Origin of the sequence: Candidatus Nitrotoga sp. M5 (assembly GCF_927904885.1) — a bacterium.
In the GTDB taxonomy this organism is placed as follows: Bacteria; Pseudomonadota; Gammaproteobacteria; order Burkholderiales; family Gallionellaceae; genus Nitrotoga.
This window is the reverse complement of record NZ_CAKMNW010000069.1, coordinates 1-16,275: the sequence shown is the minus strand read 5'-3', so window position 1 is coordinate 16,275 and position 16,275 is coordinate 1. Positions and strand designations below refer to the sequence as shown.

Below are 16,275 nucleotides of genomic sequence, written 5' to 3'. Positions count from 1 at the left end.
GCTTGCGTAGCCTGATCTGAACGACAGAATCGAATAATTCAGTGTCGACTACTTACTTTTATTATCAACGACAATCGCACCAGCTGTACTGCGTGATGATGGTATGCGCAATCCTGTAAATCTCGATAATTTCACCACTCAATATTGGACTTACTCTGCCGAGTTTGAAACCAATATTGCAGAAAGCGGACGGTTGTTTGGCACATCTGAGCCCAACACAACTTCAAGCTGTCATTGATGAACTGAAAATCTTTTTTTATGCATGGCATAAGAAAATCAAAACGGCGGTTGATTTTTACCTGCGTTGTCCAGCCTGCCTCAATTTTACTTTGCCTCATGTCTGCTTAATTAGTGTATAAACCTAGTATCGTTTCTTCACGGCGTGTTAAATATCAGCTTCAACTTATTGACCCGCTTAGTACACAGTGAAATAATTTGCGTAAAAGACAGCAGCTTTTTGAACGATCACTTGGTAAAAATCTGCTATCACACAATTGATCATGCAAGAGCTAGCGTGTATCAGGCATATTCACCACATGGATCCCGATACACATTGTTTAATGTGTGCTCCAAAAATAGCGAATTATTTTTTACAGTGTCAATTATTCTTCCAGCTTGCTGGACAATGAATTGCCTGACTTCGTTGCCCCCCATTTATATAGTAGAACTTAATACCTTGATTGTCGCCAATGATTATCTCAAGCGAATCAGTAGTTTTGAGCATGTGATGAACAAGCAGCGAATCTGACCTCGTCTTGGAGCTTAACAATACAAGTTAAAAGCTATTATATTCATTTACAAGGCAAGGAGAAGATACTTACCTAGCCAATCGAGTCAGAAAGATATTCAGTTACTCAAATCAATATCTTTTGTTCAGATTTTATTGTGCCTTGGAAAATACTGCACTAATTTAGAGACAGCTATGCCACATTTACTTTGTCCCTTACATTTCGTTACAGCACTCATCTTAAGTCTGCTGCTTTCCAATCCCGCTTTTGCGGCTGAACCTGAACCTGAACCTGAGTGGCTGTACGCGATCAATCCCGGTGATACGTTGATCAGCATTGCGGCAGACTATTTGGCCAATCCCAACGACTGGCGCCAACTCCAAAAAATTAATTTCGTGACTCAACCCAGGCGGCTCATACCTGGAACCATGCTGCGCTTGCCGGTGGCTTTACTGAAGCGTGAAGCTGCCATCGCTGAAGTCATTCATATTCAAGGCAAGGTCACGCATACACCGAAAAACAACCCTCCTCAAAATCTTATCGCGGGTACACGATTGGAGGTGGGCGACGTAATCGAAACAGGTGCTGACGCTAACGTGTCTATGCGTTTTGTGGACGGCTCACGCCTTCTGCTCACCCAAAACGCGCAAGTGAGCCTGGTGGAAATGATTCTCTTTGGCAAAACCGGCATGGCCAATACGGTTATCGAGTTGAATCGCGGCAGTCTGGACACGCGCGTGGCAAAACAGCAGAAACCTTCCGCACGTTATAAAATTAAATCACGCGCGCTCAACCTGGCTGTGCGCGGAACCGACTTTCGCGCCCATGTGAGCGACACCGATCACGTCTCACGCAGCGAAGTCCTCGATGGCACCGTGCAGGCCAGTGGCACTAGCGGCAAGGCAGTTTCAATCTCGGCCGGTTTCGGCACGATGGCCGTGGTGGGAGAGCCACCCCGTGCTCCTCAAACGCTATTGCCGGCACCTGATTTAAGCTCGACACCCAGCGTGTTGCAACGCGTTCCGCTGCACTTCGAATGGTCCGCCGCAGCGGGGGCCGAACGCTACCATGCACAGGTGTTCGAGAATCGTTCATTCGAGCGACTACTACTGGATGGTGTATTTAATGACAACGCCGCAAATTGGCCTGACCTGCCGGATGGCCGCTATATCCTGCGTGTGAGATCGATCGATAGCAACGGTCTGGAAGGCGCAAATGCAGAACTGGAATTCACGCTTAAGGCACGTCCGGAGCCGCCTTTGATCAGCACACCACAGAACGGTCAGAAAGTCGTCGGCTCTCAGGCAACGTTGCGCTGGAGCGCCTCTAACACAGCTCAGTCCTACCGCTTGCAATTGGCTACAAAACCGGATTTCTCTGAATTGCTGGTCGATCTGCCGGAGCAGATGAACAATGAATATGAAGTACCACTCGCACCGGGGCAATATTACTGGCGTATTGCCTCTGTCGCTGCAGGACAAAATCAGGGACCTTTCAGCGACATGCACTCCTTCACACAGCATAAGACCCCTCCAGCCCCGCCGGTTATCAGCGCACCACAAGATGGTCACAAAGTCTATGGCTCCCAGGCAACGTTAAGCTGGGACGCCTCTACCACAGCTCACTCCTATCACGTGCAATTAGCTGCGAATCCCGATTTTTCCGAATTGCTGGTCGATTTGCCGAAGCAGGTGAACAATGAATATGAAGTATCACTCGCACCGGGGCAATACTACTGGCGTATTGCCTCTGTCGACGCAGGGCAAGATCAGGGTCCTTTCAGTGATGTGCAATCCTTCATCCAGCGCAAGATACCCAAAGCCCCGCAACTAGAACCGCCTCAGGTGGATGATAAGAGACTTCTGGTGCATTGGCGCAGTGGCAAAGCAGGTGAAAAATTTCAGATTCAAGTAGCACACGATCCTGATTTTGCCCAACCAATCGTGACCAATGTGGTAGATATCAATCAGAGCCAGATCGACAATCTCAAGCCAGGCACATATTATCTGCGCGTTAAAACCATTGATGCCGAAGGTTTTGCTGGCCCTTTCGGACCTGTTCAGCAAATAGAAGTACCAACCAAAACCTACTGGTGGCTACTTTTGCTACTCGTACCATTCGCTTTGTAAATAGATCCTGCCATGTCTATCCGGGCTGTCAAATTTGTCCATACCTTGTGGATTCCGCTGACAGCCTTGGCACTAACGTGGGCGCTGAGCTTTACCTCGCTGTATCAGCAGCTGGATGTGTGGTCTCTAGATCATCAGACACGCTTGGCTGCGCAGCAGCATTTCTTTCAGGATGCGCTGGTCATCGATATCGACGATGCTTCTCTGCGCGCCATGAAACCGTATTTCGGGTCTTGGCCTTACAAACGCGACACCTTTGCTCTGCTCCTTGATTATCTTGGCGAGATGGGCGCGCGTGCCGTAGTGTTCGACATCCTCTTCGTCGATCAGCGGGATAATGATGGGCAACTACGGGAAACGATTTCACGCAATCCGAATGTGGTACTTGCCGCTTCAATGCTCAGTAAAACTGAGAGCGAAGAACAGACGCTCACCAATCTGCAAGGATTAAGTTGGGATGTTCCGTCTGGATTACCGTCTCTCTCTTGGCCAGCAATTCAATTGCCGCTGGCGTCATTTACCCAACCTGCGCCTGACTATGCAGATATCGGTGTGGCGTCCGTGCAGGCGGATCCCGATGGCATTCTGCGTCGCTTTCCTCTATTTCACCGTTTTGAAGGCCAGATTGTCCCAAGCTTGCCTCTAGCTGCGCATTTTGCCGGGGTACCACACCCACCGGTAAGTTTTGACCCGGGTCGTGGCATGCAAGTCGGCACCTTTAACTGGCCTACGGACAAAGCGGGTTCTGTCCATCTCTTCTACCCGAGCAATCCTAACTCTGTGCTGTCCATACCCTTCTCTCATATCGCGATGGCAATGCTGGGGTCGCCCGGCCAAGAATTGGCCCCAGCCATGTTTCGCGGTAAGACTGTTTTCATCGGCAGCACCGCTTTCTTTACCGACCGAATTAACACCCCTGTGGGTGAATTAAATGGTCTTTACGTCCTGGCCATCACCCATCAATCCCTGGCGCAAAATCTTGTGCTCACTCCACCCCGCTGGTATTTGACACTGGGGTTGCTGCTCATCGCCCTCGTTCCTGCACTGCTGTTGATATGGCAACCTCGCCGGTCTGCACTTGTCGGTACGGCAATCGGCATCGGTGCGGCACTGATTGTTTATGTAATCCATCTAAGCTTGCTTCACTGGTTAAAACAGGAAAGCTCTTTGCTAATGCCTCTGCTGGTACTGCTGTTCACCAATATGCTGGAAACCATGCGTTCACTTCGTCTTCTGAATAACGAGCAGAAAGCAAAAATACATGTTCTTGCCAACGTTGATCCACTTACCCAGCTGCCCAATTGTTTCGCCCTGCACGCATTGATCGCACATGCCATCGAAGGTACACACATGAATAAAAGCAGCTTTGCCATTCTGCTGCTCGATCTTGACGACTTTAATACAATCAACGATACCCTTGGTCCCGAAACGGGAGATCAAATATTATTGGACGTAACCGCCCGCTTGAAATCGAATGTTCGAACCAACGATATAGTCGCCCGTCTGGGCGGCGACAAATTTTGCATTGTCATCCATGGTGTGGAAACTGCTTCAACCGCGCTCTGCGCAGAAAAAATACTGAGCGTGCTCTCACAACCCTTTCACCTTTCGGATCAAACGTTGCACATCACTTCCAGCATCGGCATCAGCCTGTACCCTGATGATGGCAGTGATGTCGCCTCGCTTCTGAAAAATGCGGGTGCTGCCATGTATCATGCCAAGACTCAAGCCCGCAACAACTACTGCCAGTTCACACCCGATCTGAATCAAGGCGCCATGGATCGGCTGCTGCTGGAAAATCAATTGCACCAGGCACTGGCACGGGATGAATTTGTGCTGTTCTATCAACCCCAGATTAACGTGGAATCTGGACGTATGATCGCTGTAGAAGCATTGGTGCGCTGGAATCATCCGACACATGGACTTCTTTTTCCTGACTCGTTCATACCTATGGCGGAAAGTTCCGGACTGATCCTGCCCTTGGGAGAATGGGTATTACGTACCGCTTGCCGGCAAATGCAGGTCTGGCATGCGGCAGGGCTTTTGCACATCAATCGCGTGGCAATCAATCTGTCGGCCCGCCAATTCGAACAACCCACATTACCAGCACTTGTGGCAAGCATTCTCGAAGAAACCCAACTCGATGCGGCCCACTTGGAGCTGGAGATCACCGAATCTGCTGCTATGAAGAACCCTCAACGCAGCATAGAAATTCTCAACACGTTCAGAAGCATGGGCATCACCCTGTCACTGGATGACTTCGGCACCGGCCATTCATCGTTGGCTTACCTCAAATTATTCCCGATCACCAGTCTGAAAATTGACAAGTCTTTTGTACGTGATATTGAAACTGACCACCTCGACGCGGAAATCTGTGCCTCGACTATCGGCCTTGCCCATAAGCTTGGTCTGAATGTAGTGGCCGAGGGCGTAGAGAATGAAGGGCAACTCCTCTTCCTGCGCAATATCAAATGTGGTGACGCGCAAGGTTATCTTTTCAGCCGCCCACTCTCAGTCACAGATTTGGAGAACTTCAAATTTATACAGTAATCAAAACTGAGGGTTACAGGGCCTTGTTCAAAAAACATCTTGCGGAAGTAGTGACTGCGAGTTCTGATTTTTATATTCGTTGTTTCAAGAGGTTGGTGACAGGATTTCCTGATGCCCCGCATACTGACACTTATAACCTCGCTGAGGAGCCGCTGCTGGAGAAAGTTTAAATCGGCTGTACTCACGCCATGTTGCGGTGTCTTGAAAGAACGAGGACGCACCCTTTTAAGCGCGATTGGAAATATGGAAGAGCGAGGTTGAGTTTCAGATACTCTCTAGCTGTTATCATATGATTCAGCTCTAACCAGCATATTTTGTTTGTGAGACTACACCTAATGGCACAACACAAGAAAAGTCTGCGCTTCATAAAATCCACAACCACTTCAACTGCATATAAGGAGCATGTATGAATCTCAATACCAAGGCAGTGGTTCCGTTTATTGTTGGAATTATCCTGCTAGCCATACTTGCTTTTATCTTCAAGGACAATCTCGCTCCTGCCGTGCAGTGTAATGATGGTATACGCAAACCTATTACTATCGATAGTTTTAGCACCAAATATTGGGCTTACTCTGCCGAGTTTGAAGCCAACATTGCGGAAAATGGAAAATTGTTTGGAAAACTGGACCCGACACAACTTCAAGCTGTATCTGGTGCCTCACAGCAGGCAAACAAGCTCAGAGAATTCATAGTGGCTGGGTTTAATCGCTGCGCAGTAACGAAGCTGCAATTCAGCGAATTCGGTAGTCATTTTCAACAGCTGGACAACTTATCGCGGCGGATCGACAAACTCGCTACTGTTCCGAACCCAACCGATAGTGACAAATCCGGACTAAGCCAGCTGATTGGTGAATATGTCGCGCTTAGCCAGCAGCTAGCGGAGAACTTTAAGAACCAGTAGATAATCCCTGGCCGGACAATCATCGACAGCGCATCCGCCTATTTCACCTCTACTGGATAGTAGCAAGGTTGAGCTGCATGGAATAGTTCAACATTTCACCCTGGTTTGGTGGCTGGCACGAATGTGCTCACCTTTTCTAACCGTTGCAAAAACTTGGCCTTAAAGAGCACCCAACGCGCTGGATAAATTTATATCATTCTTCATGGGTGAAGAGTATATAGTTAATTATTGCAATTCCGACTGGCTGGTCAACCGTGCACGGATGTTGCTTCATATCTCACGCCCGACCACGGTTAGTTCAAATTGCACGTTGTTCTAGAATTTACCTACATAGTAACCTGTAAAAATGCTGAATTTCATACCTGAAGGAGGAGATTGCCATGCATAAAAAAACAATATCATTGCTCACCGCTCTAGCGGTAAGTTTGACGCCGGTAGTGACATCAGGCTTTGCTAATGCTCAGGGTAAGCCGATGTCGAACCAATTTTGGTGGCCTGAAAAGCTGGATCTCAAACCTCTTCGCCAGCATTCGGCTGAGTCTAATCCAATGGGCACCGAGTATAACTACGCTAAGGAATTTAAGACTCTCGATCTGAAAGCCATAAAGAAGGATATTGAGACCTTGATGACTACATCACAGGCATGGTGGCCAGCAGACTATGGTCACTATGGACCATTCTTTATTCGTATGGCTTGGCACAGCGCAGGCACGTACCGCATATCTGACGGGCGCGGCGGTGCTGGTGGCGGTCAACAGCGATTCGAGCCGCTTAACAGCTGGCCTGACAATGTTAGCTTAGACAAGGCGCGGCGACTGCTTTGGCCGATCAAGCAAAAATACGGTCGGAAAATTTCTTGGGCGGACCTGATGACCCTGACAGGTAATGTGGCGTTAGAATCCATGGGCTTCAAGACCTTCGGCTTTGCCGGTGGGCGAGAGGATGATTGGGAGCCTGATCTGGTCAACTGGGGGCCCGAAACGAAGTTTCTTGCAGATGAACGTTATAGTGGCGATAGAAAATTGGAAAATCCTCTTGCCGCTGTTCAGATGGGTCTAATCTACGTGAATCCGGAAGGGCCAAACGGCAACCCGGATCCGCTCGCGGCAGCTAGAGACATTCGCGAGACGTTTGGTCGCATGGCAATGAACGATGAAGAGACCGTTGCACTTATTGCCGGCGGACATACGTTCGGTAAAGCCCATGGCGCTTACAACCCATCCCAGTGCTTAGGTCCCGAGCCTGCAGCTGCCGGCATTGAGCAACAGGGTTTTGGCTGGAAAAACGAGTGTGGCAGCGGCCATGCTGGCGACACCATCACCAGCGGTTTGGAAGGCGCCTGGTCAGCCAACCCGATTGCTTGGACTACACAGTATTTAGGCAACCTGTTCGCTTTTGATTGGGTGCAGACCAAGAGCCCCGCAGGTGCGATTCAGTGGGTTCCCGATAATAAGGATGGATCAAACATCGTCCCGGATGCTCACGATCCGTCGAAGCGGCATGCTCCTATCATGTTCACGACGGACCTTTCACTTAAGTTCGACCCAAGTTATCGCAAAATTGCCAAGCGCTTCCAGGAAAACCCAAAGGAATTCGAACACGCCTTTTCCAAGGCATGGTTTAAGTTGACGCACCGTGACATGGGCCCACGTGCGCTTTACCTTGGCTCTGAGGTTCCCGACGAAGTATTGCTGTGGCAAGATCCAGTTCCAGCTGTCGATCATGATCTGATTAATTCAGAAGATATCGCTAAGCTGAAATCTCAGATCCTTGTCTCGGGGTTAAGCGTTCCCGAACTTGTCAGAACCGCTTGGGCGTCTGCTGCTAGCTTCCGCGGCACCGACATGCGCGGCGGAGCTAACGGGGCACGCATTCGCCTCGAACCGCAGAGAAATTGGGAGGTCAATAACCCGGATGAACTGGCGAAGGTGTTGAAGCGTCTGGAGGACATTCAAAAAGATTTTAACGGTGCGCAATCGGGCGGTAAGAAGGTATCACTCGCTGATCTGATTGTTCTGGGCGGAGCCGCAGCCATTGAGCAAGCCGCAAAGAAGGCAGGGCAAAACATACAGGTTCCTTTTACGCCCGGACGCACAGATGCATCGCAAGATCAGACCGATGTAAATTCTTTTACTGTGCTTGAACCGACCACAGACGGGTTTCGAAACTACTTCAATACGGATAACCGTAGATCACCGGTTGAAATGCTGGTTGATCGGGCGAGCCTCCTTACCTTGACTGTTCCTGAAATGACCGTTTTAGTAGGCGGCATGCGAGCCCTGAATGCAAATACCGGACAATCTGTACTTGGTGTGTTCACCGATCGGCCTGGGACGTTGAGTAATGACTTCTTCGTTAACCTGCTGGATATGTCTACGAAATGGACGAAGTCATCTAAACCCGATGGAATTTACGAGGGGCGTGATCGCGGGACGGGGACGCTCAAATGGACGGCCACCTCCGTCGACCTTATTTTCGGGTCGAACTCCGAGCTTCGCGCTGTAGCTGAAGTCTATGCAGCTGACGATGCCCGAGAGAAGTTTGTACGAGATTTTGTTGACGCGTGGGCTAAGGTGATGACCCTCGGTCGCTCTAAACTGTAATTTAGACGGCAAAAGGGGATCGAAAGTCCAGGGAATACATAAAGTGATGCTACTTTTTTAAATACGATTGGATATACGAAAGAGAATTCGTGGCCATGCTCCACGAAAAGGGTGACCCCTTCTTTTCTCTTTCGTATTGAAAATTGCTATCCTTCATTCATCGTGATCGCTTTTTCTCTTTGCATAGGCACGCGTCATCAATCTGAGTGTACCCATCTGGTCTTTGAAATTCTGGCAACCGCTGCACATAGCCACATGCAGCTTTAATAACACTCGCTCAGTGATTGAGAGGGGTCGTTCTTGCGCCTCGGACAACAGACGCGTAACGTTACGGCAATTAATCATTTCGTTCTCCTTGCAGATACCATTTGTTTTCGATGCACTCGCGCAAGCGTAGGCGCGAGCGGTGCAACAGCACATGCAAATTGCTGGTAGTTAAATTCATGGTGGTGCAAATCTCGTCGGCATCAAGCTCGAGAAATTCGCGCATCATGAATACCCTCCCCTGCTTGGGCGGCAAGCGTTCCAGGCACGCTTCAAACATGTTCCAGAAATGATTTTCGCGCAGAGACGCTTCAGGATTACCCCATGCTACTGGCCGTTCATCCTGCTGCCAGAATCCTTTCCGGTCGAACAATTCGGAAAACGCCTCATCTTCATCTTCCTCGCGCAATAAGCTGCTGACATTCACCGACCGCTGCTTGTATCGCAGCGTATCCGCGATTTTGTTCTTCAAAATTGCAAATATCCAAGTCTTGAGTGCGGCGCGGCCACCGAATGAAGATGCGTTCTTCAACGCGCCGATCAATGCTTCCTGTACCGCATCTTCGGCCAAGTTATTGTCTCCCAGCTGAAGCGTGGCGAACTTGATCATTTGTCTGCGTATATCTTCCAGAAATGGCGCATCAACCAGCAGATCTTCGGTCTGCTTGGTGTCTGCTTTTTGGTCTCGATTGGTAGTCATTATTTCCTCAGCTCAATCTCGTTTTTCGCCGCGCTATAGCTTGCCACACAATACGGCACCATATAATTCAATATCAGTTGAAACCACGAAATCGTAGCGCCATGCAGCATATTTCCCCCCTGATTTACCAGATTCAGCAGGCTGCCGACCACAAGCGAAATCTTGAGTGCGTTGATTACGATATGCCGCGACATGGCGACTTTGAAAAAATTGGTCATGCTGTCATTCCTTGTATTCGTTATCCAAAGCGCCATACTTGCGCATGAAGCGGCGATCGATCCAGTTCTTCCAACGCCATACCCAATGACCTTGGGCGCTGAATGCACCCCAGGATGCAATGGCGTGTTTCGGGCCGGTCGCCAGCAAATACAAGGATTTGTTGCGCGGACGATAGCTTTCAAGTGCGTGCCCGTTGATGGCCGCAATCAGATTGTGCGCTAATACCGGCCCGGCAAATACCGCGTGTACACCGGAATGCGCAAGCTTAATGTCACTGCGCATACACACGTCTCCAGCGGCCAATACATTGGGGTGGGAGGTGCTTCGGTGGTGTGCATCTACGAGGACGTAGCCCTTTTCATCCAGCGCGAGATCGGAGTCGCGCAGCCAAGTGGGCGGACGCGCACCGGTCGCCGCTATGATGCAATCTGCAGCCAGGGATCGCCCGTTGGAAAGCGTAACCCCTCCCGAGGTGCTCACTGCTTGCGCCTGAACCAGCGTGATGCCGCGCTGCTCCAACAGCGCACGGGCGCGATGCTTAACTGCTTTAGCATGACCTGGCAAGATACCGCTCTCTGAAGCGACCAACGCTACTGTAGCTTGCTTGCATCGCTGCGTTGCAAAAGCATGTTGCGCGGCAAATGCCAGTTCGACGCCAGCCGCACCGCCGCCAACCACCACGAGCTGGTAATGATCCTGCTGCGATGCAGTGTTGAGTATGGTCGGCCAGCGTCGTACAAAATTAGCCAGCGGTTTGATCGGCAGCAGTCGTTCTCCTGCCGCTTCCAGCAATGATAAATCGGTCTCGCTTCCTACGTCGAGCGACAAGCCATCGTAATCCAAATGCATGCCATTTGAGAGCACGACTCGGTGTTGTTTGGCATTTACTTTAACTAGTTGAGAAAATATCAGGCGTATCCCGGCGGATTTTGCCAATGGCCGCAGATCGATTTGGCAATCCGAGAGACTGTAATGTCCGGCTATCCATCCCGGCAACATGCCGGAATAGATTTGGTAAGGGCCAGGAGTTATCAACACCGCATCAATGCCCAAAGACTTTTGGGCAAGCGCTTTAAGCACGCTCAGTTGCGCGTGCCCACCGCCTGCCATGATCAAACGATACATTGCAATGCCTTGCTCAACGGAAATGGTGCTCAAGGTTGAGCATTAGCGGGATCATGTTGGTCATGGTATTTTTTATCCAATTTGTCACGCCTGTATTGTCGTGCATTGAGTACCATTCCTTACAGTGTCGGGTGTAAGAATTAAGTTTAAAGGTGCCCTTTAGCCATACAAAGGCCCCAGAATGACTGAGGCTTTACATATATGCCGCGCTCAAATTTTTTATTCGTGCCTTGTCTTGCCTGGAAACTTGAATTTTTAGAGGCGCCCAAAAGATGTCACCTGTATTTACGAAATTGCCCGACAACAACGCCAAAAATCTCCAGATCGCCCTTGGGACGAATAATGGGATACGCTGGATTGGCGGGAATCAGAATGAATTGCCCCTTCTCCTGGCCCAGGGTTTTAAGGGTAAAGTCGTTATCCACGATGGCGACGACCATATCGCCCACATTCGCTGCGGTGCGTTTTTCTACTATCACGGTATCGCTTGGCATGATGCCAGCATCTATCATTGAGTCGCCCTTGACTGTCACCAGTACCGTGCTGGACGGGTGGCTAACAAGATACTCATCAATACTGAGGGTGTCATGGCTCATATCCCCTGCCGGACTGGGAAATCCCGCGCGTACACTGTCAAAGATGGGGCGTTCGAAGAAACGTTTGCCTGGCTTGAGGCGTTTTTCAGGTGTTGCCTCAAGGAAACCTGCCAATTTCAATCTGGCCACCAGAGCGGCCACAGGCGATTTCGATTTAAATCCCATTAACAACATGATAGTAGAGTATGGCGGCAATACGCCATTGTCAGCATAATAATCCTGAAGCTTGGCAAGGTAGTTAGCATTATATTCCATAGAAAATCATTCAATGGAACGATCGTTCCAATGTCAATTTTTTATGAATTAGGCCATACTCGATTAGATGCAGCTCGGTTGAATTGAATAAAATGAAGCTCATCTCATAAGGAATGGATGAACGGCTGCATTACCGACATGCCGATGCTGCGGGAGGCACATATTTCTTCATAGTTGATCTGATTGAATGGCGCTTGTCGCCGGGTGATGCCGCTATCCACTGTGTTGGTCGCTTATCAAGGCTGGGCTTTCGCGACGATGGGCAAACGGCGAGCATATTCGTGCCAGCCGCGAAGCCAAATGAAATATTTGGCTTCATTTCATTCAGCCAACCTACCGTGCTTAACAACAAAAAAGCACCAGTCGCCTGGTGCTTGATTCAAAACCACATGGATTTTAGATAATTTATGCTGCTGATCTGCGACGACGCGCAAAACCAAAACTTATCAAACCTGCACCCATCAACAGCAAGCTGGTTGGCTCAGGAATTTGATTTGGCCCGCAGTTTACGGTACATGGTGGAGTGTCGCCGGCACGAGTATACAATGACATGTGCGATAAGTTAGGAACATTACCACCATTGTTTACAAAGTTAATTGCCCATGTGCCGCCATCATTTCCGTCAAATGCTACGTTATCAAGAAACCACGCACCAAAACGCTGACTTCCTTTCAGCACTACCATGAAATCCAGATATACTGGTAAGGTGACAGGGGCGATTGCAGTACCAGTTAGTGTCCAGTTGCCGCTTGTACCAGCAGTTGTGCTCAGGTTAAAATTTACGCCCCCAAAACTGCCATTGCCACTATTGGTATCGTCTTTTGCCAGGAGGCTCCATGGGGTAGTTACTGCGTCCCATAAGTCTAGTGAATTGATAAGAGTTTCACTATCATTGGCTTGTACAACGCCGTAACAATCATCGGAATCAGTGCCATTATAGGTCACGTTGTTTGTATCCATTCCATCGCTATTTGGGTTGCTAACGCTGCAATACATTGGAGCAGCAGATACGTTACCCGCAAATATCATCAATGCAGCAGTGACGATACTGTACTTTAAAAGTTTATTCATGATTTTCCCCCTTGAGAAATTTAAAAGACGTGCATATAAATAAGTAGTATGCACCTTATACAAGCAATACTTGTGCCAAGTCTTAATCATACAATTAACAATATGTTTTTAATGACATTAATTATTAATGAACTATATTGTTGTGTAATTTTTTATTAAAATTGTAAAGTATTTCGACAAGTAAAAGCCAAGCGCCGAGTCAGCAGTAATCGGTGTTTGAAGAGATCGGGGATCGCAATGTATTTAAGAACGGCGTGTATTGGTAAGAATTGTTTGACGAAAGACGATGTACCCAAGTATCTGGCCTTACTCAGCAAAATAATTCGTGTAAAAAATCTCGACAAAAAAAAGCGCCCCAAAGGGCGCTTGAACAAACCACAAACACTTACTATCTATCTATTTATAAACCGTTACGGTCTTACTGGTTGTGTTATTCGCAGCATCATATACTTGCACAGTTGCAATATGCGCACCGTTGGCTATCCTGCGAACATTCCAGTTGTAGCGCAAAGAGTTACCATGAGCGACAGCGACTTCCTTACCATCAATGGTCAGAACGATTTTGGAGACATGCTGGTTGTCAATAGCCGATACTTGCACAGCCTGCTTCTTGGAGACTGTCATGCCATCCACCAAGTTGAAACTGCTGATTACGGGAGCAACGGTGTCACTGCCGACGGTTACCGAGACGGTGGGTGAGACACCCGCGTTACCTGCCGCGTCATAGGCATAGGCGACAAGGGTGTAAGCACCGTCCATGAGTGTTGACGTATCCCAGGCAAATGCAAAGGGTGCATTGTCATCAGTGGCAAATTTTTGGCCGTTAACATACAGCTCGACTCGGGTTACTCCAATATTGTCGGAATAACTTACATCGACCGGAATACTTCCAGACACCGTGCTGCCTACCGGTGACGTAATGAGAATAGCCGGTGCATGGGTATCCAGGCTCGTTTTAATTATCGATTGAGCGGCTGCCACAGCTTTGGCTGAATCAACCCGACCTGCACCATAATAAATATCGTAGCCTGCTGTGCCCAGATCAACTGCGGTGCCTTTGAGAATCTGGTCAATCTCGACAGGGCTCAGCCTGTAATTGGCCGAGATCATCAGGGCGGCTGTTGCCGCTACTATGGGGCTAGAAAAGGAGGTGCCCGAAACATTGCCATAGCCGCCGCCGCGAAGCGTTGTGTAAATACTGACACCAGGTGCGGAAATATCCACGTAAGAGCCATAGCTGGACCAGCTAGCGCGTTGATCGTTACTATCGGTAGCTGCGGCGACCAGCATGTAATCGCTTGCCGCGTAACCCAATGACCCGCCAGTGTTGCCGGCAGACACCACGACCACGCCGCCTTTGTCGCGCAAGTATTGCGCCGCAGATTGCACGGTGGCACTGCCCAAAACACCAACATAGCTTATATTAACGACTCTGGCACCATGATCGGCTGCCCAATAGATGCCTTGCGCCACGGTACTCCAGTACGCTATGTTTCCATTAGGCGCGGAGATCCGCACTGGCATTATTTTTGCACCCCAAGCGACGCCCGCGCTACCCATATTATTGTTGGCCACCATCGCCGCTGAGCCGGCGACCATAGTGCCATGGCCATACACATCACTTGTATTGGAATTGTTGTCATATGTGTTCCAGCCGGGAACCATGTTGGGTGCGAGATCGGGATGCGTGCTGTCCACCCCCGTATCCAAAATGGCAATGATCACGCCGTTACCATTAGCACTGTCCCAAGCGAGGGGAGTCTGGATTTTCGGTAGACTCCAACTATTACTGTAGTAAGGATCAGACACAGCGGCATCATGCGTAACTGCCATATCTAACTCAACGGATTTCAGTCTGTGGTCTTTTTTCAGCATGCGCATGACCTCCACTTCATCGGCACCTTCTGGCAGCTCGACTATATGGGCATTGAGTTTTTTGATGTGGACTCTGGATTTGCCGTTGTGAGGTTTCAATACACTCTCAAACTCACCTGTGGCCAAACCAGCGCGTGGCGCAATTAATAAACGGCTTTTTGCCCAACCGACAATAGGTTGTGCATGGGCATGAGCAGGTACGACATCTTGTGCAATTTCCAACCCCCTTCCCTGGGCCGAGGAAGATGGCGCAGCATGGCTCATACTGGCACATCCTGCCAAAATAGCAGCCAAGAGAAATGAGCGTGCATAACTGGACGTAGCGCTCGAATAATCGCGATGCTTGTTGTCAGAAAAGTGAACTGGAAATTGATGTTGGCGTGGCATGTCAGACTCCTTAGATATATTAATGGTCTGCTGATAAAGCAAATGAACACACCAAGGATTTAAAGCCTGATCATTCTGGTAACCCCGCTATCTCTATTCCAAGACCGGAAGCTTTGCGTCCTCACCTCACGATGGGTTTGCCTTTTTCAGCTAACTAATTGATCGACAATAGTTTGGGAAACTTTAGGGCGGCAATAAAGAAAGCGCCATAAAATTTATCGAGGATATATTCGTCAATGATGAATGAAAAATGGCTACCCCGATATCAAGAATTGATTAAGTAATTCAGGGCGCAAAGGAACAGACTAATTTTTTTACAGGACAAGCGTCTTCCTGAGCTTGAAGGGTACGGGCTCAAAAAATTACCTTGAGGGCATCTCTAAAACCCAATTTTGAGAGCAGCCGCTTTGCGGCTTGCCTGCTTACCCACCCCGTTTCGTCACAAAACGGCGTTTGTCTAAAAAATATAATTTATATATCAAACATATGCAGCAATAAAATTTATTATTCGTGCCTTGTCTTTCTTAGAAATTTGAACTTTTAGAGGCACCCTTGATAGCATCACCGGCATAAAAATTATGTCAACCTTCAGAATTCCTGGTGTTCATTTGTAAAACCGGCAGTTATGTTCCTTCGAAAATTATTCTTGAAATAATGTTGGCAAATATGTCTACTTTCAATAAAAAAGCAAAAAACATGCCATTCATTTCAAACATTCATCTAAACAACAGGAAAGGTATTAATATTGGAATTTTTACAACGGTTGGCCAATTACAAATTCCATTAAGTGTCGCTTTTTGACGACAGCATTGCCTTTGAATTTGTTAACAAATTGAATATAATATCGAATTTTTGTCGTTAATATATAATAT

12 protein-coding genes and 1 riboswitch are annotated in these 16,275 nt (G+C 48.6%); of the genes, 5 read left to right on the top strand and 7 right to left on the bottom strand.

Annotated elements, in window-relative coordinates:
- Positions 1-922: 922 nt before the first annotated feature.
- From MJ770_RS13115 to katG, 4 genes are all read left to right on the top strand, one after another.
- Positions 923-2,857, top strand: a complete 1,935-nt coding sequence (locus tag MJ770_RS13115) for a FecR domain-containing protein (protein ID WP_239255149.1) — start codon at positions 923-925, stop codon at positions 2,855-2,857.
- Positions 2,858-2,869: 12 nt separating this feature from the next.
- Entirely contained in the window at positions 2,870-5,407 is a 2,538-nt protein-coding gene (locus tag MJ770_RS13110) for an EAL domain-containing protein (protein WP_239255148.1), read from the top strand.
- A gap of 406 nt (positions 5,408-5,813) precedes the next feature.
- Complete coding sequence (locus MJ770_RS13105; protein WP_239255147.1) at positions 5,814-6,308, top strand: hypothetical protein; 495 nt, start codon at positions 5,814-5,816, stop codon at positions 6,306-6,308.
- 380 nt (positions 6,309-6,688) lie between these two features.
- Positions 6,689-8,911 (top strand): catalase/peroxidase HPI, encoded by a 2,223-nt coding sequence (gene katG / locus MJ770_RS13100; RefSeq protein ID WP_239255145.1) that lies wholly within the window; start codon positions 6,689-6,691, stop codon positions 8,909-8,911.
- Positions 8,912-9,064: 153 nt separating this feature from the next.
- On the opposite strand, the gene MJ770_RS13095 is transcribed toward katG, so the two are convergent.
- The 5 genes from MJ770_RS13095 to MJ770_RS13075 form a co-directional block, all read right to left on the bottom strand.
- The gene (locus MJ770_RS13095) at positions 9,065-9,256 is read right to left on the bottom strand and encodes a zf-HC2 domain-containing protein (protein ID WP_239255143.1); all 192 of its coding nucleotides are present in this window, start codon (positions 9,254-9,256) and stop codon (positions 9,065-9,067) included.
- Entirely contained in the window at positions 9,249-9,875 is a 627-nt protein-coding gene (locus tag MJ770_RS13090; RefSeq protein ID WP_239255141.1) for an RNA polymerase factor sigma-70, read from the bottom strand. The genes MJ770_RS13095 and MJ770_RS13090 overlap by 8 nt, the downstream gene beginning before the upstream one ends.
- Complete coding sequence (nrtS, locus tag MJ770_RS13085) at positions 9,875-10,093, bottom strand: nitrate/nitrite transporter NrtS (protein WP_239255139.1); 219 nt, start codon at positions 10,091-10,093, stop codon at positions 9,875-9,877. Before nrtS ends, MJ770_RS13090 begins: the two co-directional genes overlap by 1 nt.
- A 4-nt stretch (positions 10,094-10,097) precedes the next feature.
- Complete coding sequence (locus MJ770_RS13080) at positions 10,098-11,252, bottom strand: FAD-dependent oxidoreductase (protein ID WP_239255137.1); 1,155 nt, start codon at positions 11,250-11,252, stop codon at positions 10,098-10,100.
- A 242-nt stretch (positions 11,253-11,494) separates the two neighbouring features.
- Positions 11,495-12,070, bottom strand: coding sequence for a LexA family protein (locus MJ770_RS13075; RefSeq protein WP_239255135.1), 576 nt, complete (start codon positions 12,068-12,070; stop codon positions 11,495-11,497).
- A 113-nt stretch (positions 12,071-12,183) separates the two neighbouring features.
- On the opposite strand from MJ770_RS13075, the gene MJ770_RS13070 reads away from it, so the two are divergent.
- A complete protein-coding gene (locus tag MJ770_RS13070; protein ID WP_239255133.1) occupies positions 12,184-12,474 on the top strand; it encodes a hypothetical protein in 291 nt (96 codons plus the stop codon).
- 1 nt (position 12,475) lies between these two features.
- Here MJ770_RS13070 and MJ770_RS13065 read toward each other — a convergent pair whose 3' ends face one another.
- Complete coding sequence (locus MJ770_RS13065) at positions 12,476-13,141, bottom strand: PEP-CTERM sorting domain-containing protein (protein ID WP_239255131.1); 666 nt, start codon at positions 13,139-13,141, stop codon at positions 12,476-12,478.
- A 396-nt stretch (positions 13,142-13,537) separates the two neighbouring features.
- The gene (locus MJ770_RS13060) at positions 13,538-15,403 is read right to left on the bottom strand and encodes a S8 family serine peptidase (protein WP_239255130.1); all 1,866 of its coding nucleotides are present in this window, start codon (positions 15,401-15,403) and stop codon (positions 13,538-13,540) included.
- Between the two features lie 74 nt (positions 15,404-15,477).
- Positions 15,478-15,555: riboswitch (cyclic di-GMP riboswitch) on the bottom strand.
- Between the last annotated feature and the right edge of the window lie 720 nt (positions 15,556-16,275).

Coding starts and splice junctions, on each gene's coding strand:
- MJ770_RS13115 (WP_239255149.1), top strand. CDS start 923: ATGCCACATTTACTTTGTCCCTTACATTTCGTTACAGCACTCATCTTA.
- MJ770_RS13110 (WP_239255148.1), top strand. CDS start 2,870: ATGTCTATCCGGGCTGTCAAATTTGTCCATACCTTGTGGATTCCGCTG.
- MJ770_RS13105 (WP_239255147.1), top strand. CDS start 5,814: ATGAATCTCAATACCAAGGCAGTGGTTCCGTTTATTGTTGGAATTATC.
- katG (WP_239255145.1), top strand. CDS start 6,689: ATGCATAAAAAAACAATATCATTGCTCACCGCTCTAGCGGTAAGTTTG.
- MJ770_RS13095 (WP_239255143.1), bottom strand. CDS start 9,256: ATGATTAATTGCCGTAACGTTACGCGTCTGTTGTCCGAGGCGCAAGAA.
- MJ770_RS13090 (WP_239255141.1), bottom strand. CDS start 9,875: ATGACTACCAATCGAGACCAAAAAGCAGACACCAAGCAGACCGAAGAT.
- nrtS (WP_239255139.1), bottom strand. CDS start 10,093: ATGACCAATTTTTTCAAAGTCGCCATGTCGCGGCATATCGTAATCAAC.
- MJ770_RS13075 (WP_239255135.1), bottom strand. CDS start 12,070: ATGGAATATAATGCTAACTACCTTGCCAAGCTTCAGGATTATTATGCT.
- MJ770_RS13070 (WP_239255133.1), top strand. CDS start 12,184: ATGGATGAACGGCTGCATTACCGACATGCCGATGCTGCGGGAGGCACA.
- MJ770_RS13065 (WP_239255131.1), bottom strand. CDS start 13,141: ATGAATAAACTTTTAAAGTACAGTATCGTCACTGCTGCATTGATGATA.
- MJ770_RS13060 (WP_239255130.1), bottom strand. CDS start 15,403: ATGCCACGCCAACATCAATTTCCAGTTCACTTTTCTGACAACAAGCAT.